At 70.1% G+C, this 16,099-nt stretch carries 18 protein-coding genes and 1 pseudogene; 15 read left to right on the plus strand and 4 right to left on the minus strand.

The genetic code is table 11. The features are described 5' to 3' along the window. The first annotated feature begins 2 nt into the window (after window positions 1-2). Genes ABZ906_RS19105 through ABZ906_RS19115 form a run of 3 tightly spaced genes read left to right on the plus strand, consistent with a single transcriptional unit; the run spans window position 3 to window position 2,305 of the window. Window positions 3-983 (plus strand): SDR family oxidoreductase, encoded by a 981-nt coding sequence (locus ABZ906_RS19105; RefSeq protein WP_361187611.1) that lies wholly within the window; start codon window positions 3-5, stop codon window positions 981-983. A gap of 45 nt (window positions 984-1,028) precedes the next feature. Further along, a complete protein-coding gene (locus ABZ906_RS19110; RefSeq protein ID WP_361383708.1) occupies window positions 1,029-1,772 on the plus strand; it encodes a helix-turn-helix domain-containing protein in 744 nt (247 codons plus the stop codon). A gap of 32 nt (window positions 1,773-1,804) precedes the next feature. Then, the gene (locus ABZ906_RS19115) at window positions 1,805-2,305 is read left to right on the plus strand and encodes a DUF3291 domain-containing protein (protein ID WP_361383711.1); all 501 of its coding nucleotides are present in this window, start codon (window positions 1,805-1,807) and stop codon (window positions 2,303-2,305) included. A 31-nt stretch (window positions 2,306-2,336) separates the two neighbouring features. On the opposite strand, the gene ABZ906_RS19120 is transcribed toward ABZ906_RS19115, so the two are convergent. Further along, window positions 2,337-3,683: a hypothetical protein gene (locus ABZ906_RS19120; RefSeq protein ID WP_361383714.1), complete on the minus strand. Its 1,347-nt coding sequence runs from the start codon at window positions 3,681-3,683 to the stop codon at window positions 2,337-2,339. Between the two features lie 622 nt (window positions 3,684-4,305). Between ABZ906_RS19120 and ABZ906_RS19125 the strand changes: the two genes are divergently transcribed. From ABZ906_RS19125 to ABZ906_RS19150, 6 genes and pseudogenes are all read left to right on the plus strand, one after another. Further along, the gene (locus ABZ906_RS19125) at window positions 4,306-5,562 is read left to right on the plus strand and encodes a glycosyltransferase (RefSeq protein WP_361383717.1); all 1,257 of its coding nucleotides are present in this window, start codon (window positions 4,306-4,308) and stop codon (window positions 5,560-5,562) included. Window positions 5,563-5,671: 109 nt separating this feature from the next. Beyond that, a pseudogene (locus ABZ906_RS19130) lies at window positions 5,672-5,923 on the plus strand (dihydrofolate reductase family protein); the annotation flags it as partial. Between the two features lie 57 nt (window positions 5,924-5,980). Then, window positions 5,981-6,358, plus strand: coding sequence for a VOC family protein (locus tag ABZ906_RS19135; protein WP_361383720.1), 378 nt, complete (start codon window positions 5,981-5,983; stop codon window positions 6,356-6,358). A 169-nt stretch (window positions 6,359-6,527) separates the two neighbouring features. Beyond that, a complete protein-coding gene (locus tag ABZ906_RS19140; RefSeq protein ID WP_361383723.1) occupies window positions 6,528-7,313 on the plus strand; it encodes an enoyl-CoA hydratase in 786 nt (261 codons plus the stop codon). Window positions 7,314-7,516: 203 nt separating this feature from the next. Next, entirely contained in the window at window positions 7,517-8,395 is an 879-nt protein-coding gene (locus ABZ906_RS19145) for a carbon-nitrogen hydrolase family protein (protein WP_361383726.1), read from the plus strand. Between the two features lie 93 nt (window positions 8,396-8,488). Then, on the plus strand, window positions 8,489-8,761 hold the full coding sequence (locus tag ABZ906_RS19150; RefSeq protein ID WP_361383729.1) for a DUF3253 domain-containing protein: 273 nt from the start codon (window positions 8,489-8,491) through the stop codon (window positions 8,759-8,761). 39 nt (window positions 8,762-8,800) lie between these two features. Here ABZ906_RS19150 and ABZ906_RS19155 read toward each other — a convergent pair whose 3' ends face one another. After that, entirely contained in the window at window positions 8,801-9,229 is a 429-nt protein-coding gene (locus tag ABZ906_RS19155) for a YrdB family protein (RefSeq protein ID WP_361383732.1), read from the minus strand. Between the two features lie 137 nt (window positions 9,230-9,366). Here ABZ906_RS19155 and ABZ906_RS19160 point away from each other — a divergent pair, with 137 nt between their 5' ends. Continuing rightward, window positions 9,367-10,113, plus strand: coding sequence for a DUF1838 family protein (locus ABZ906_RS19160; RefSeq protein ID WP_361383735.1), 747 nt, complete (start codon window positions 9,367-9,369; stop codon window positions 10,111-10,113). A gap of 130 nt (window positions 10,114-10,243) precedes the next feature. Here ABZ906_RS19160 and ABZ906_RS19165 read toward each other — a convergent pair whose 3' ends face one another. Beyond that, window positions 10,244-10,651 carry a DUF3224 domain-containing protein gene (locus tag ABZ906_RS19165; protein ID WP_361383738.1) on the minus strand — a complete coding sequence of 136 codons (408 nt, stop codon included), beginning with the start codon at window positions 10,649-10,651 and terminating at the stop codon, window positions 10,244-10,246. A gap of 221 nt (window positions 10,652-10,872) precedes the next feature. Between ABZ906_RS19165 and ABZ906_RS19170 the strand changes: the two genes are divergently transcribed. The 5 genes from ABZ906_RS19170 (at window position 10,873) to ABZ906_RS19190 (ending at window position 15,417) form a co-directional block, all read left to right on the plus strand. Continuing rightward, window positions 10,873-11,562: a PAS domain-containing protein gene (locus tag ABZ906_RS19170; protein WP_361383741.1), complete on the plus strand. Its 690-nt coding sequence runs from the start codon at window positions 10,873-10,875 to the stop codon at window positions 11,560-11,562. Continuing rightward, the gene (locus ABZ906_RS19175; RefSeq protein ID WP_361383744.1) at window positions 11,549-12,082 is read left to right on the plus strand and encodes a RidA family protein; all 534 of its coding nucleotides are present in this window, start codon (window positions 11,549-11,551) and stop codon (window positions 12,080-12,082) included. The genes ABZ906_RS19170 and ABZ906_RS19175 overlap by 14 nt, the downstream gene beginning before the upstream one ends. Before the next feature lie 62 nt (window positions 12,083-12,144). Further along, window positions 12,145-13,287 (plus strand): DSD1 family PLP-dependent enzyme, encoded by a 1,143-nt coding sequence (locus ABZ906_RS19180; RefSeq protein WP_361384838.1) that lies wholly within the window; start codon window positions 12,145-12,147, stop codon window positions 13,285-13,287. A 121-nt stretch (window positions 13,288-13,408) separates the two neighbouring features. Beyond that, entirely contained in the window at window positions 13,409-14,377 is a 969-nt protein-coding gene (locus ABZ906_RS19185) for a pyridoxal-phosphate dependent enzyme (protein ID WP_361383747.1), read from the plus strand. A gap of 281 nt (window positions 14,378-14,658) precedes the next feature. Beyond that, on the plus strand, window positions 14,659-15,417 hold the full coding sequence (locus ABZ906_RS19190; protein ID WP_361383750.1) for a L,D-transpeptidase family protein: 759 nt from the start codon (window positions 14,659-14,661) through the stop codon (window positions 15,415-15,417). Window positions 15,418-15,435: 18 nt separating this feature from the next. Here ABZ906_RS19190 and ABZ906_RS19195 read toward each other — a convergent pair whose 3' ends face one another. Continuing rightward, the gene (locus ABZ906_RS19195) at window positions 15,436-16,074 is read right to left on the minus strand and encodes a helix-turn-helix domain-containing protein (protein ID WP_361383752.1); all 639 of its coding nucleotides are present in this window, start codon (window positions 16,072-16,074) and stop codon (window positions 15,436-15,438) included. Between the last annotated feature and the right edge of the window lie 25 nt (window positions 16,075-16,099).

Below are 16,099 nucleotides of genomic sequence, written 5' to 3' on the forward strand. Positions count from 1 at the left end.
TCATGGCACAGACCACAGAAAAGACCCTGGCCGGGCGGAGCGCACTGGTCACCGGGGGATCGCGGGGTCTCGGCCTGCTGATGGCCGACCGCCTTGCCGCCCGCGGCGCCACGGTGACCATCGTGGCCCGTGACGCCGGCGAACTCGCCTCGGCCCAGCAGAAGCTGCTCCACCGGCACCCCGACGCCGCCGTCCACACCGCGGTCTGCGACGTGCGTGAACAGGAAGAGGTGCACGCCGTGTTCCGGGCCGCCCACGACACCTGCGGCGGCCCCGACCTCGTCATCGCCAACGCAGGGATCATCCAGGTCGCACCGGTGGACGCCATCGGAGCCAAGGAGTTCAGGGATGCCATGGACACCATGTACATGGGAGCCGTGCACACCTGCCTGGAGGCCCTTCCCTACCTCAGGGAGAGCCCGGGCGGAGGCCGCCTCGGCGTCATCTCCTCGGTGGGCGGCCTGATGGGCGTCCCCCATCTGCTGCCCTACGCCGGCGCGAAGGCGGCGGCGGGCGTCCTGGCGGAGGGCCTGCACGCCGAGGAGGCGGCGAGCGGCGTCAGCGTCACCGCGGTCTATCCCGGCCTCATGCGGACCGGCTCGCACGTGCAGGCCGAGTTCGGCGGCGCGCGCAGCAAGGAGTTCGGCTGGTTCTCCGCGGCGGCGGGCGCGCCCCTGGTCTCCATGAACGCCCAACGCGCCGCGGAACGCATCGTCAAGGCCGTGGCCGCACGCCGCACCCGGCTGGTCCTGACGCCGCTGGCCCGCGCGGCCGACCTGGCGCACGGCGTGGCGCCCGCGGTGACGACCCGGCTCAACGGCGTGGTGGCGCGCCTGCTGCCGCAGGCACCCCCCGGACGCCCGCGCCGACGCCGCGGCGCCGAGGTCGAACCGCCGCACGGGGCGGTGAGCGGCCGCTTCCAGTCGTGGGGAAGCGCCCTGAACGAGCGGGCCGCCGACGCCTACAACCAGCGGGAATCCTGACCCCGGCCTTCTATCTCCAACCCGCGTTGTTCCTAGAATGGCCGGGTGAAGGACATCGACGCGATCGCGGTGCTGCAGGATCCGGTGCGCCGCCGCCTGTACGAGTACGTGGCGGCCCAGGGCCGCGAAGTCGGCCGCAACGAAGCCGCCGAGGCGGCCGGGGTGGCGCGCACGCTCGCCGCGCACCACCTGGACAAGCTGGCCGAAGCCGGGCTGCTGGAAAGCGGCAGCCGACGCCTGACGGGCCGCTCCGGGCCGGGGGCGGGCCGCCCCGCCAAGGTGTACACGCGGGCGCGGACCGAGCGGTCGGTGTCCTTGCCCGCCCGCGACTACCGCACCGCGGCCGAACTCCTCGCCGAAGCAGCCGAACAGGCCGGTCTCGACGCCGGGCTCTGCGCCGCGGCGCGCCGCAGGGGCGAGTCCCTGCGCGGGTCGCAAGCACCCTGCGGCGACCTGGAAGAGGCCATGGAGATGCTGGCCGCGCGCGGCTACGAACCGCATCTGGAAGGCGCCGGCGAGGGCGCCCCGCACGCCGCGGAAGCAGCCGCAGCCGCAGCCGCAGCCGCAGACGCAGATGTGCCTGCGGATAAGGGGGCAGCCCCCGTACTCCGCATGCGCAACTGCCCCTTCCACGCCGTGGCCGAGCGCTTCCCGCCGCTGGTGTGCGGCATGAATCTGGCGCTGCTCGAGGGGCTGCTCGGCGCGGACGGCCCGGTGCGCGCCCGCATGGACGCCAGGCCGGGGGAGTGCTGCGTGGTGCTCGAGTCTTCTAAAAACAATGACCATTGACATAGAAAAGCGGGGCGTGCTGGGATGAGGCCATGACCGCATCCGCGCCTGCCGCGCACCTCGCCGAGCTCAACATCGCCACGCTCCTTCACCCCCTCGACGACCCGCGCATCGCCCCCTTCGTCGACCTGCTCGACCCGGTCAACGCCTCCGCCGACGGCGCACCCGGCTTCGTGTGGCGGCTCGTGGAGGAGGGCGCGGACGACGCCACCGCCCTGCGTCCGGCGGGTGAGGACGTCATCGTCAACCTGTCGGTGTGGGAGACCCGGGAGGCCCTGTGGGACTTCACCTACCGCAGCGGGCACCTGGAAGTGATGCGCCGGCGCCGCGAATGGTTCGAACGGCACGTCAAGGCCCACATGGTGCTCTGGTGGGTCCCCGCAGGCCACCTCCCCACGGTCGGTGAAGCCCTGGAGCGCCTTGCGGACCTGCAGACCCACGGCCCGTCCCCGCGCGCCTTCACCTTCGCCTCCTCCTACACCGCGGCCGAGGCCGCACAGCACCTTCGGGCCGGGGACGCGGCAGCGGTTTAGGAACAGGCTTCTCCGTCACGGCAGTTGGTGATCAGCGCAGCTGACGCAGGAAGACATCGGCCGCGGCGTTGGTGTCGCCGGCCACGAGGTTCCCGGCGGGGGAGTCGAACACCACCGCGCCGCCGCCCTCGCTGACGCCGGTCCGCCGTCCGGGCTTGGTGTCCTCCGACACCGGCTCGCTCTCACCGCTGACGAGGCGCACCTCCCCGGTCTCCATGTCCCGCAGGAAGACGTCCGAGCTGCTGTCGCCGTCGTCCTCCGGAGCGAGGTTGGAGGCGGCGGAGGTGAACACCGCATAACGCCCGTCCCGGCTCAGCGAGACGTCGTCGCTGTCCCCGTCGGCCGGTGTGCCGTCCGGCGTGGCGCTGACCAGCCGCATGCGCTTGGCCTCGCGGTCGTAGAGGAAGACGTTGTGCGCGCTGGTCGGGGCCGGTCCCTCGGGCCGCAGCACCCGGGAGGACGAAGTGAACGCCACATAGCGGGCGTCGCCGCTGAGGGCGGCGCCCCAGGAGGGCGTCTTGCGGTTGTAGGCCTGCGGAATGCTGATGAGTTCCGTGGTGCCCTTCTCCCGGTCGCGCAGGAAGATGTCCGTCGCGGAGGAGTGGTCCTCCACCCCGGCCAGATTGGCGGTGTTGGAGGTGAAGGCGAGATACCGGCCGCCCGAGTCGCCCGCGAACGCGGGGGCGAACGCGTCCCCTTGACCCTGCTGACCGGCGTTGTCGAGTTGCGCGAGCTCCGTGGTCTTCTTCTTGCGGTCATAGAGGAAGACGTCGTCCCGCTGGTTGGCGTCCCCCTCCACCAGATCCTCGGCCCCGGACGCGTACGCGACATAGCGGCCGTCGCCGCTGACCACCGGGTCGTACGTCAGATGGTTGCGCAGCCCGTCGTATAACGCGCCCGTGGCACTGATCCGCTGGGTCTTGCCGGTGTCCCGGTCGTGCAGGAACACGTCGTCGAGGTCGTTGGGATCGCCGTTCACGAGATCGTCGGCCGTGGAGGTGAAGACCACGTACCGCCCGTCCGGACTCAGCGAGACCTCCCGTACGACACCGTGGCTGGCCTTTCCGTTGCTTCTGACGCTGACGCGCTCCGTCTTGCCGGTGCGCAGATCGCGGACGAAGGCGTCGGGCGTGCCGTTGGTGTCGTTCGCGACGAGATTGCGCGACGCCGAGACGAACGCGACGTAGCGCCCGTCGGCACTGATGGCGGGATTCGTCGACGCGGCATTGCCCTCGACGCCCTCCGGCCCGACGCTCACCCGCTCGGTACGCGGCACCGCCGGATCGGCGGATGCGCCCGCGGGAGACAACACGGTCACGGCGCACAGAGCGGCGAGTACGGCGCCGGCGCCCGTCACGCGCTGATGAACGGTCCTCATCATTTCCTCCTGCTGTCGACAGCGATCTCGGTGTGCCGTCCGGGCACGCTCGGGAGAGTCCGGGCACGCTCGGAAGAGTCCGGGCACGCTCGGGAAAGGCGAGAGCACGCAACGCCCATGCGTGCCGCTCCCTGTGCGCTGTCGTGCGCAGCCGTGCGCAGCCGTGCGCTGTCCCCCCGAGGGCCCGGCCCCGGCCGCTGCGAGCGGTCCGGCCCGAAAGGCGGACGCTCGCGCCGGAACCCCCGGTCATCGGCCGGATCGGCCGGTGGTCATGACCGGGTGCACCTTTGGGCGAGCGAACACCGTGGGACCCCGGGGGTCAATGTGCCGCGTGCCCTCCGCGATGCGGATGCGTCGCTTGCATCAGTGGCGCAGGGCGCTGTGGCGGACTTTTGCGCCGTACTCACGCGGAATGGGCAACCATCGGCCTCGGCCATCGGCCTCGGCCATCGGCCTCGACATGGCAGGCCCCGGAGCGGCAGGTCGACGCCACTTCCCGGCTCGCAACCTTCAGTCGGCCCTGTCGTTGAAAAGGCGAATCGCCCCGATTGCGCAGTCCTGTCCTGTCGGGACCCCGGTCAGGCGGACCCGCATTGACTCCGGCCACTGGAGCTACGGCACCTTGCACCTCTCATTTCTGATCCACAATTCCTTCGGCTTCGGCGGCACGATCCGTACGACCATCAACCTCGCCAACGCCCTTGCCGAACAACATGACGTGGAGATCGTGTCGGTCTACCGGCACAGGGATGCGCCGGTGTTCCCCGTCGATCCGCGCATCCGGCTGCACCACCTGGTGGACCTCAGGAAGGGCACACCGGGATACGAAGGAGACCTGCCCGAAGCCCGAAGACCCGCCGCCGTCTTTCCCAGACACGAGACGCAGTACCCGCACTACAGCAGACTGACCGACCAGCGCATCGCACAACACCTCAACAGCCTGAGCAGCGACGTCGTCGTGGGTACGCGGCCGGGCCTGAACGCGCACATCTGCGCGCAGACCAAGCGGGGCCCGCTGCGCGTAGGACAAGAACACCTGACGTTCCACAATCACTCGCGCCCACTACGGCTCACGCTGCGCCGGCTGTACCCGCAGCTGGACATGCTGACGACGACGACATCGGCCGACGCGGACATCTACCGCAAACGCATGACACTGCCGGGCGTACGCATCGAGGCATTCCCCAATCCCGTCCCGGCGCCGCAAAGCGCCCCGCCAGATGCCAGGGACAAAGTGGTGGTCGCTGCGGGAAGGCTCGTCCCGACCAAACGCTACGACCTCCTCATCCGGGCATTCGCCGCCGTGCGCGCCGCGCGCCCCGACTGGGATCTGCGCATTTTCGGCCCCGGCGTGGCGGGAGGCCACGGGGTGAAACTCCAGCGCCTCATCGAGGAATTGGGCATGGAAGGCCATGCCTTCCTCATGGGCGCGGTTTCTCCCTTGGAGACGCACTGGCTGAAAGCGGGGCTGGCGGCCAGCGCATCGGATCACGAGTCCTTCGGCATGACGATCGTCGAAGCAATGCGATGCGGTGTGCCCGTCGTCTCCACCGACTGCCCGCTCGGACCGAGAGAGATCATCTCCGATGGGGTCGACGGATGTCTCGTGCCCATGGGCGACGAGGAGTCCCTCGCCCGAAAGCTGCTGGAACTCATCAACAGGGACGAGCTCCGTCAGCGTATGGCTGAGGCGGCACGAGAATCCTCGGCGCGATACGAGCCGACGCTCATCGCGGACCGCTTTGCCGACACCTGCGCCCAACTGACGAGCCGACATGGCTCAAGCCGGTCCCTCGGCACGGTCCTGCACCAGACCCGGGCCTCGGTGATCGGCGCGGCCTACGCCGTCAAGGACGCGGTGAAGAAGAAACTCAAGTGAGCAACCCGGCTGACTGAACCACCGATTGACCGACCGGCTGACGGCGCCGTCCCGTGGTCGTACGGTCGAATCCCCGTGACCGAGGAGGACTTCGGATGTGCAGCGTGACCTACTCGACGAGCTCCGACGGTTGCGTGCCGAGCCGGCGGAGGGCGGCATCGCGATCGGCGGCGCGACGCTTGCCGCCGAGGCGGCCGCGGCCGATCTGATCGACGAGTACCAGATCATGGTCCACCCGGTCCTGGTCGGCGGTGGCGTTCCGTACTTCGCCCACCGCGAGCGCCGGGTGAACCTCGAACTCGCGGAGACCCGCACCTTCAAATCGAAGATCGTCTACCTCCGCTACCGCGTGGCGCGCTAACCCACACGACCCTCCCAGCGCCCGACAATCCCCACGCCGAGAGAGCAGGTTGCGTCCATGGCATGCCGAATCAGTGAGCTCGTGCTTGATTGCCGCGCCCCCGAGGCGCTGGCGCGGTTCTGGTGCGAAGTCCTGGACTTCGTGGTGCTCGGCCGTGAAGAGGACGACATCGAGATCGGCCCGCGCGAAGGTTTCGGAGGCCCCCAGCCGACGCTCGTGCTCAGCCGCAGCGACGATCCGAGGACGGGGAAACTCCCCCTGCACATCGACGTCAACGCCACCGACCGCGATCAGGACGCCGAGCTCGAACGCCTTCTGAAGCTCGGCGCACGGCCCGCCGACGTCGGTCAGACGGGCGAGGAGTCCTGGCATGTCCTGATCGATCCCGAAGGCAACGAGTTCTGTCTGCTCAGGTCTCGCATCGACCCGGCCTGAGAGGGCGAACCAGCGCCTGCCCGGTGCCGCGTGAAGGGAGTGCGCCACCTACCCTGGACGAGCTGACCGAGCTCCCCGCTCGGCACACGTGACAGTGCTCAGCGGTACGTGACAGTGCTCAGCAGCACGTGACCGTCAATGCGCACTCCCTCCCGAGAGGCTGGAGATCATGCCGAGCTTTCCTCAGTCCGACGTGGGCGGCCTGCTGCGGGTGGAGCGAGAGCAGGGCGCCGCCACCCTCACGCTTGACGACCCGGACCGCCGCAACATCCTGTCCGGCCGGCTCGTCGGCGAACTCCTCGCCGCTTTTGATGAGTTGGAGGCCGACGCGTCCGTCACCTCCGTCGTCCTCACCGGGGCGGGCCCGGCCTTCTGCGCCGGAGCCGACCTCACGGACCTCACGGCGGCAGCCGAGGGCGACTCGTCGGGAGTCGAGACCGTCTACGGGGCATTCCTCCGCGTGGCCCGCTCGCCACTGCCCACCATCGCCGCCGTCAACGGTCCCGCGGTCGGCGCCGGACTCAACCTCGCGCTGGCCTGCGACGTACGGGTGGCCGCGGCGTCGGCCTGGTTCGACACCCGCTTCCTCAAGCTCGGCCTGCACCCCGGCGGCGGCCACACCTGGATGTTGCACCGCCTGGTCGGCCCGCAGACGGCCGCCGCCATGGTGCTCTTCGGCGAACGCCTGGACGGCGCCGCGGCCACCACCGCCGGCCTCGCCCTCCGCTGCGTCCCCGACGCGGACCTGCTCCCGGCGGCCCACGCTCTCGCCGCCAGGGCAGGCGCGGTCGACCCGGAGCTGCTCCGCCGCACCAAACAATCGCTGCGGCGGGCGGGCGACGGACGGGGCCACGACCAAGTCGTGGAGGAGGAAACGAGGGAGCAGATGTGGTCACTCGCCCTGCCCGGCACCGCGGAACGCCTGCGCGAACTCCGGAAGAGGCCCCGGACCTGAAGTCCGTCAGGGTTCTGAGGTCAGAACTGCCGCCCTTCGCGGCGCATGTTCATGAGAGCTGACCAACCGATCCAGGGCGTTGCGGCCTCCCACAGGATTTCCCTGTGGCTGCCACTGGGAGAGGGGATCTTGTCCCACTGAGGACGCGCTGATTGGCTCGTCCGCGCCCCCGGACACCCCCTGCGCGGAAGGTTGGCCCTGCCATGACGACGATCCCCTTGCCGATCGGCCTGGTCCAGACGGCCGCGCGACATCACGCCGCCGAGGATCTGGACGCGTTCGCCGCGGACGTACGCCGCGCCATCGGGGAGCACCCCGATGTCCGGCTTCTCGCCTACCCGGAGCTGCACCTGAGCGGTCACCGGCCCGGCGAGGACCCGGAGACGGTCATGACCGCGGCGGCCCAACCGCTGGACGGGCCCCGCGGACGGCACCTGGCGTCCCTCGCGCGTGAGCTGGGCATCTGGCTCGTGCCCGGCACCGTCTACGAGCAGGGCCCGGACGGCCGGATCTACAACACGGCCCCCGTTTACTCGCCCGCGGGCGAACGGGTCACCGAGTACCGCAAGATCTTCCCGTGGCGGCCCTACGAGACCACGGCGTCCGGCAGCAGCTTCGTGGTCTTCGACATGGAGGACTACGGACGCGTCGGGCTGACGATCTGCTACGACTCCTGGTTTCCGGAGATCACCCGCCATCTGGCATGGCAGGGCGCCGACCTCGTACTGAACCTGGTGCGCACGCCCACCGTCGACCGCGCCCAGGAAGTCGTGCTCGCGCAGGCCAACGCGATCGTGAACCAGGTGTTCATGGCCAGCCTCAACGCGGCCTCACCGGACGGCGTCGGGCGCAGCATCGTCGTCGACCCCGAGGGACACGTGCGTGCCGAGGCCGGGCCGGGCGGGGAAGAGGTCATGACGGATGTGCTCGACCTGGCGGAGGCCCGCCGGGTGCGCCTGCGGGGAACGGCCGGCCTGACCCAGGTCTGGGACCCGTTCGCACACGACCAGCCGCCGCTCGAACTCCCCTTGTACGCGGGCCGTATCGACCCCGAACGCTGGCGCCGGGGGGCGCGTCCGTGAGCCGGAGCCGTGACGGCTGATTCACGGGGCCTCGCCGGGCGCCTCGAGATCGCTCCGCCTGCCTGCTGTGGTCGTCGGTGCCACACTGGAGGAGTGACGGATACCGGACGGCAGACGGACCGGCGCTTGGAGCGAGCCATTCTGGAGTTGCTGGAGCGTCGGGGCCCCACCGCGTCGATCTGCCCCTCCGACGCCGCGCGGGAGGCGTACGAAGGGGACGGCGACGGCTGGCGTGAGCTGATGGAACCGGCCCGGCGTGTGGCGGGACGGCTGGTCACCGCCGGGAAGGTGGAAGTCACCCAGTCGGGCCGCCGTGTCGACCCGGACAAGGCCCGCGGGCCGATCCGTATCCGCCGCGCCCGCTGACGCACGCCGGGCAGGGCAGGGCGTTCTCGGGCTCGGCATTCAGTTGGGGTCCTCAGAGCGGTGGGGCCGGGGCGGCGATGCCGTGGCCCTGAGGGCGGCACGCTGGGATTCGGCCACCGCGGTGTTGAGCACTGTCACCACCGCGACGACCACTGCCGCGACGGGGTGACCCACCGCGTACAGGGCGGCCGCTCCACCACCGAGCACCAGCGCTTTGACCACCAATACGAACGGAAGCCGCGGCCGCAGTCGTGCCTTGGGCGCGGCGAACAACGCCCAGAGCACGATGGCCAGCAGAGGCGTTCCGACACCGAGAACAATCCGCAGGGCGCCCTCATGCCCGGCGCCAAATCCCCACCAGCTCAAGAAGACCAGCGCCGCGAGCTCGAGCACGAACGCCAGGACCTCGTTGGCCGCGTACCAGGGCCGTCCGATGAACTCGGCAAAACCGTCGGCGTCCCCCGCCATGTGATCCCCCCATGCTCCGGCAGGCCTCAGCCTGCCACGGCGGTGACAGGAACGCTGCTGTCCCCGGGGCCTGGTTTCCTGGCCGGGCCGTGGCGTTTCCTTTCCGGCCGGAGCGGGAGTCGCGCAGAGTACTCCTTATGACGACACCTGCAGAGCTGCTTCGCTCCTTCGCCCGCACCCGAGCCTCGCTCGACGGCGAGGAGGTCACGTACTGGTGGTCCGGAGATGTGTACTCCTGGGCCCCCGATGAGCCCTACCAGCGCCTTTTCGGCTTCGAGGGGCTGAACGTCGCCCGCCTGGTCCAGGACACCGAAGCCGGACCGGACGCCTACCAACTGCTGACCCGCGAGGCCGCCTTCTACCTGGACCCCCTCACGCGCGAAATCCTGGAGACCTGGCAGGACCTGCCGGTCGTGCACATCTGGAACGATCCGGCGAACCAGAAGTGGCGCCCCTTCCCGATCCCGACGACCGACCTCGGCGACCAGGTCTGCTTCAGCCTGGAGATCCCCCTGGCCTACCCCTCGCCCCTGCCGGTGGCCGAGTACCCCGTGCACTCGGCAGGCGATACGTACAAGGCCCTTGAGCTCTTCCAGTTCTTCGCCGACCGTGCGGACCTGGTCGGTACGGCGCCCAGCGTTCCGGCGACCATGTCGTGGACCCGGATGTCCCCGTGGCTCCCGTGGATGGCCCGCGGCCAGCGGCCCGGCGGTCTCACCTATCACTGCCGGGGCCGCAAGCTCGGCTCGTACGCCGAGGTCCCCGAGCGCACCCGTGCCTACATCGCCGACCACCACCCGGAGTTCGCGCAGGCCCCGGAGAAGTGGAGCGAACCGAACGAGACGAGCTGGACGTACTTCCGCAAGCTCCACCCGCCGAAGTAGCTGTTGGGGGAACCGGTGAGGGTGTGGAGCGCCGGCGGCAGGGTCGGTCCTGTCCGGCAGGTGTTCCACACCACGACATCGTGTTCAGCGCCCGCCGGGCACAGAGCCAGCCCGGGACGCGAACCGCTGCTCAGCCGAGCCGGTAGTCGAACCAGATGCGGTGTGTGCCGTCATCGTCGACAGCCATCCCTCCGCCACCGGAGATCCCGGCCAGCTCGCGGGTGCCGCTCGATGGCACGATGGTGAAGAACTCCGCCGTGCGGTCGCTGCCGGATGTCGTCGCTGAGTGCACGAAGTTGAAGGCACCCTCGCGCCCCAGCAGCGAACCTTCGAATGACTCCATGGCCACATAGGTGCCGACATCGGTCGACTCGTCGAAGGCGGCAGTGAAAAGCGTCGACGAACGCCCTGTGGCCTCGCCTTCGAAGTGCTTCTCGATCGTAGCGACGCCGACCGGCAGCCCGGTGGCCACGGCCGGTTGGGGTTTCAGCTCGGTCGGCACGAAGGACTTGACGGTGAATGTTGCCGCAGCTCTCATGCGCCGACAGTACTGAGGGGGTCTGACAAGGGCGCTCTGGCCCCATCGGATCTTGCGAGGGCGGAGCAGGTGCTTGCCGGGCTGGGGTACGTAGTGGTCCCCGAAGAGCTGCTCAATCTTCCGTACGACGAACCCCGGCTGGACGCAGTGTCCAGAGGTGTATAGATTATCTGTATGGAGCTAGACGGAAAATCTGTGATGTCCGGAGCGGGAGCCAAGGAGTGAGCCAGGGGAGTGGGCAAAGGGCGCCGCAACCCGAGTCGGCCGCGGCGCAGGCGGACGCGCATCTCCTGGCCGAAGCCGAGAAGATCGCGCAGGCGCTGGGCCGCATGTTCCCCGGCATCTGCGAAGTCGTGCTGCACGATCTGCGCGACCCGGACCACGCCATCCGCTGCATCGAGAACAACCTGTCGGGACGTCAGGTGGGTGAGTCCGCAACCGAGTTGGGGCTGGCCCGCATCAGAGACCCGCAGTACCCCAGCGTCATCCAGAACTACGCCAACCAGTTCCCCGACGGGCGCCCCGCGAAGAGCACCTCGATCGGGATCAAGAACGCCGCCGGCCAGTACATCGCCGCCCTCTGCCTGAACCTGGACATCTCCACGCTCTCGCCCATCACGCTGACCCTGTCCAACCTGGTCGCCACCGACCCCGAAACCCGGGACGCCCCGCTGGAGAAGCTGAGCGACCGAAGCCGCCGGGAACTGCGCGAAGTCATCGAGACCACGGCCGCCGAGCGCTCCACCACTCCGCGGGCCCTGCCCCGGGAGGCGAAGAAGGACCTCGTGCGCCGCCTGCACGAGGACGGCTACTTCGACACCCGCAACGCCGCCCAGACCATCGGCGACCTCCTGGGCATCTCCCGGGCCAGCGTCTACACCTACGCGAGGCGCGACGATGACCGCAGTTGAGGACCCTGCGGGGGACGACCACCCCCGTGGGGGCGGCGGGGCCGGGATCGCCACTCTCGACTGCGCGCAGCTGACCTCGCCTGCCGGCCACTACTCGCACGTCGTCACCCACCGCGGCGTTGCCTACATCTCCGGCCAGCTGCCCGTGACGCCCGACGGTTCCCGCCTGGCCGGGGAGCCCTTCGACGTCCAGGCGCGGCAGGTCCTCAGCAACCTCGACGCGTGCCTGGCCACGGCAGGCACCAGCCGTGGGCGGCTGCTCTCGGTCACCGTCCACGTGACCGACATCGACGACTGGCCGGCCTTCGACCGGCTGTACGCGGACTGGCTGGGCGCGAGCAGGCCCGCACGGGCCGTCGTCGGAGCCAGGGAGCTGCGCCACGGGTCGGCGGTGGAGGTGCATGCCATTGCCGCCCTGGACCAAGCAGGAGCACCCCAAGCAGGAGCACCCCAAGCAGGAGCACCCCAAGCAGGAACACCCCAAGCCGGGCCTGCCCCGACCATCACCCCACCCCGCTGAAAAGGGACGAAGCCGAAGAGGGACGTAGCCCCGTGAACACCACCCCGCCCCCTGCCTCCGCGATGACACTGGCCGACCCCGACACCCCGTTCGCCGTCGTCGACGTATACAAGTCCCTGCGCAACATCGAACGGCTAAGGGACCGGGCCGACCGGCTCGGGGTCACCCTGCGCCCGCACGTCAAGACGGCCAAGAGCCTCGACGTCGCCGCCCTGATGCACGGCGGCGCACCCTTTCCCGTCACCACCTCCACGCTCGCCGAAGCCGAGGCCTTCGCCGACGGCGGCTACACCGACATCACGTACGCAGTCGGCATCGACCCGCACAAGCTGCCCCGCGTGATTGCCCTGTTGCGCCGCGGCGTCACCCTGCGCGTCCTGCTCGACAGCCGGGAACAGGCTGTCTGTGTCGCCGACGCGGCCCGCGAGGCAGGTCTCGCCGTCCCGGCGCAGATCGAGACCGACTGCGACGGCCACCGCGGCGGCCTCAAGCCCGACGCCCCGGAACTCACCGACATCGGCCGCATCCTGCACGAGGCCGGCTGCCTCGACGGCGTCCTGGCTCACGCGGGGGAGTCCTACTTCGCCTACACGCAGGAAGACATGAGCCTGGCCGCCCGGAACGAACGCGACAGCGCGGTCACCGCGGCGGAGCGCCTGCGCGGCGCCGGTCTGCCCGTCGGCACGGTCAGTGTGGGCTCCACGCCGACCGCCCACGCGGCGGACGACCTCACCGGTGTCACCGAACTGCGCGCCGGCAACTACGTCTTCTTCGACCTGGTCATGGCCGGCCTGGGCGTCTGCCGGATCGAAGACCTCGCCCTGTCGGTCGTCGTCACCGTCATTGGCCACCGCCCCGAGTACGGCTGGATCCTCACCGACGGCGGCTGGATGGCCATGTCCCGCGACCGCGGCACCGCCGCCCAGGCCCGGGACCAGGGCTATGGTCTCGTCCTCGACCTGGCGGGAAACCCGATCCCGAACCTGGTCATGAGCGCGGCGAGCCAGGAGCACGGCACCCTCACCGCCCGCGACGGCGCCACCCTGCCCGACCTTCCTGTCGGCACCCGGCTGCGCATCCTGCCCAACCACGCCTGCGCCACCGCGGCCCAGCACCGCGGCTACCACGTCATCGACAGCACCCAGCCCACCGGCGCCGAGCCCGCCGTCGTACAGGCCAAATGGCAGCGCATCAGCGGCTGGTGACCCGCCGTCAGGGCCACCTCCTCGCACTCCATCGTCACCCCACCGCACCCCGCCGTCAGAACGCCCCCTGCACCCCGCCGTCCGGCCTTCCCCTCAGCCCCGACCCATGTGAGGACACCGCATGACCGCCGCCTTGCCCGTGACCTTCGACGACGTCCGTGCCGCCGCCGTACGCCTCCGGGGCGTCGTCCACCGCACCCCCGTCCTGACCTCGCGCACCCTCAACGCCCGTGTGGGCGCCGAGGTGTTCATCAAGTGCGAGAACTTCCAGCGAGCCGGCGCCTTCAAGCTGCGCGGTGCTTACAACGCCGCCGCGCAGCTGCCCCCGGAGCAGCTGGCCAAGGGCATCGCCGCCTACTCCTCGGGCAATCACGCCCAGGCCACCGCACTGGCCGCCCGGGAGCTGGGCACCAGCGCCGTCATCCTGATGCCCGAGGACGCCCCGCAGTCGAAGACAGAGGCCACCGCCGGATACGGCGCGGAAATCGTCACCTACGACCGCTACACCCAGGACCGCGCCGCGCTCGGCGAGGCACTGGCCGCCGAGCGGGGTCTTGCGCTCATCCCTCCTTACGATCACCCGCACGTCATCGCTGGCCAGGGCACCGCGGCCCTCGAACTCCTGGAGGAAACCGGGGAACTGGATACCCTCATCGCCCCCGTGGGAGGCGGCGGCCTCATCGCCGGCAGTGCCATCACCGCCAAGACCCTGCACCCCGCGATCACCGTGGTCGGTGTCGAGCCCTCCACCGGTGACGACACCAAGCGCTCCCTGGAGGCGGGAGAGCGCGTCACCATCCCCGTGCCGCGGACCCTCGCCGACGGGCAGGCCATTTCCACCCCCGGCGAGATCACCTTCGCCATCAACCAGCAGCTCGTGGACGGGATCGCCCTGGTCGACGACGACGAGATCCGAGATGCCATGCGCTACGCCTTCGAGCGCCTCAAGATCGTCCTCGAACCCAGCGGCGCCACCGCTCTGGCCGCACTCCTCGCGGGGCACATCGGTGGCCGCGGCGGGCGGATCGGCATCATCGCCTCCGGAGGAAACATCAACACGCAGCGGTTCACCGACGTCATCAACGGCTGAGGGGCGGCTTGCGGCCGCGGCCGGGCGTGGCCGCTTGGCCGCGACGGCTCCTTTCGAGTGCACGAGGGTGCAGCCAATCGCAGCAAAGTTCGCGCGTTCGCGCCACGACGCGGTCTGCCCGGGGAAGGGAAGGGGGGATGACGAAAGAGGCAGCAGGAGACACGAACGTCTTGATGGGCAGCGTTTGCCAAGAACCCGGCCGCAGAGAATCGCCGCCGGACTCTCCGTCGAACCGTCAGCCATGCCGGGCCGAGCACGGTGGCTCCCGAAGGACACCGATCATGCGCCGCACAGCCCGTAGCCGTTACTGGCGTACGTTGGCCTCCGCCGGTTGCCTCCTCCTGTTCGGCTGCGCGAGCACCCATACCGACCCCGCGCACGGGCCTCCCGCCGCCTCCTCGCGCGTACCCTCCGACGGGCGTCCGCTCCACCACGCGGACGCCGGTGCCGGCCTGCGCATCCCGGGTCTCGGACCGGCCACGCAGGCCCAGATCGGGCCCGAGACACAGCAGGCCTTCGTGGTCACCGGCAAGGCGGGGTCCGACACCGCCACGGCCGTGCTCTATACGAGGAAGCATCCCGCCGGTTGGCAGCGCACGGCGGGGCCGTGGCGGGCCCGCAACGCCGTGCTCGGCTGGACCGGCGCGCACCGGTCGGGAGATCTGCGCACTCCCATCGGCGTGTTCAGGATCGGCGACGCGGGCGGGCTCCTGCCCAATCCGGGCACACGGCTCCCCTACGACCAGGACGAGGAGTTCGACGAACCGGGGGTCGGCTACTACGGCGAGTCGCTTGCCGGCTCCTTCGACCACGTCGTGGCGATCGACTACAACCGGCGGTCAGGTGTCTCGCCCCTGGACAAGGTGCGACCGCTGGGGCTGGAGAAGGGCGGCGGCGTGTGGATTCACGTGGATCACGGAGGCCCCACCAAGGGCTGCATCGCTCTTCCGCGGCCTCAGATGAGCCAACTGCTGCGCCACCTCGACCCGCAACAACGCCCGGTCATCGCGATGGGGCCGGCGGCTGAACTCCGCCGCTAGCGCGGGCTGCCGATCCGCTCAGCTGTCCTGTGCTGCCAGTGCCGCGACCGCGGGAATGGCGGCGAAGGCGGTGTGCATGTGCCGGACGAGTGCCGCGCGGTCCCGCCGGGCGGCGTCCGATGAGGTCCATGCCTCCAGTGCGCAGTGCCAGGCAGCGAGCATGAGGTCGAGCAACAGGCGCAGTTCGATGTGGCCGGGGGACGCGTCGGCCAGTTGCTCCGCCGAGATCCGGACGACGTCGGCCGAGACCTCCGAGCAGTGGCGCAGGCTGTGCGCTGCCAGCGCGGGGGTGCGGTCGGCCAGGCTGCGGCTGGCCAGGAAGCGCTGCTCCCAGCCGTCCGTCATCTGCTCCAGCGCCGCGAACAGGGTGTCCTTGTAGGCGCCGAGCAGGTGCTCGCCGGTCAGGGGGCGGGCCTCGATCCCGGTGACGTAGGCCGCCCACAATTCCTTCTCCGGGGCCAGGGCCACGTCTTCCTTCGAGGTGAAGGTCCGGAAGAAGGTGCGCTTGGAGACCTCCACGGCATCGACGATCTCGTCCAGTGTGACCGCGGCGAAGTCCCGCGCGGTGAACAGTTCGAGGGCCGTATCGACCAGGGCTTGACGGGTCCGCAGCTTCTTGCGCTCCCGCAGCGGCAGTTCTTTCAGATCCTTCTGCACAGGCGCAGCCTACCAGCCGCGATTG

This window comes from Streptomyces sp. NPDC046925 (assembly GCF_040644915.1).
Classification (GTDB): domain Bacteria; phylum Actinomycetota; class Actinomycetes; order Streptomycetales; family Streptomycetaceae; genus Streptomyces.

Bases quoted from the DNA above. Each gene is read 5' to 3' on its own strand.
- ABZ906_RS19115 (WP_361383711.1), top strand. From the start codon at position 1,805: ATGACCGCATCCGCGCCTGCCGCGCACCTCGCCGAGCTCAACATCGCC.
- ABZ906_RS19140 (WP_361383723.1), top strand. From the start codon at position 6,528: ATGCCGAGCTTTCCTCAGTCCGACGTGGGCGGCCTGCTGCGGGTGGAG.
- ABZ906_RS19190 (WP_361383750.1), top strand. From the start codon at position 14,659: ATGCGCCGCACAGCCCGTAGCCGTTACTGGCGTACGTTGGCCTCCGCC.
- ABZ906_RS19145 (WP_361383726.1), top strand. From the start codon at position 7,517: ATGACGACGATCCCCTTGCCGATCGGCCTGGTCCAGACGGCCGCGCGA.
- ABZ906_RS19135 (WP_361383720.1), top strand. From the start codon at position 5,981: ATGGCATGCCGAATCAGTGAGCTCGTGCTTGATTGCCGCGCCCCCGAG.
- ABZ906_RS19155 (WP_361383732.1), bottom strand. From the start codon at position 9,229: ATGGCGGGGGACGCCGACGGTTTTGCCGAGTTCATCGGACGGCCCTGG.
- ABZ906_RS19180 (WP_361384838.1), top strand. From the start codon at position 12,145: ATGACACTGGCCGACCCCGACACCCCGTTCGCCGTCGTCGACGTATAC.
- ABZ906_RS19165 (WP_361383738.1), bottom strand. From the start codon at position 10,651: ATGAGAGCTGCGGCAACATTCACCGTCAAGTCCTTCGTGCCGACCGAG.
- ABZ906_RS19160 (WP_361383735.1), top strand. From the start codon at position 9,367: ATGACGACACCTGCAGAGCTGCTTCGCTCCTTCGCCCGCACCCGAGCC.
- ABZ906_RS19175 (WP_361383744.1), top strand. From the start codon at position 11,549: ATGACCGCAGTTGAGGACCCTGCGGGGGACGACCACCCCCGTGGGGGC.
- ABZ906_RS19185 (WP_361383747.1), top strand. From the start codon at position 13,409: ATGACCGCCGCCTTGCCCGTGACCTTCGACGACGTCCGTGCCGCCGCC.
- ABZ906_RS19120 (WP_361383714.1), bottom strand. From the start codon at position 3,683: ATGAGGACCGTTCATCAGCGCGTGACGGGCGCCGGCGCCGTACTCGCC.
- ABZ906_RS19105 (WP_361187611.1), top strand. From the start codon at position 3: ATGGCACAGACCACAGAAAAGACCCTGGCCGGGCGGAGCGCACTGGTC.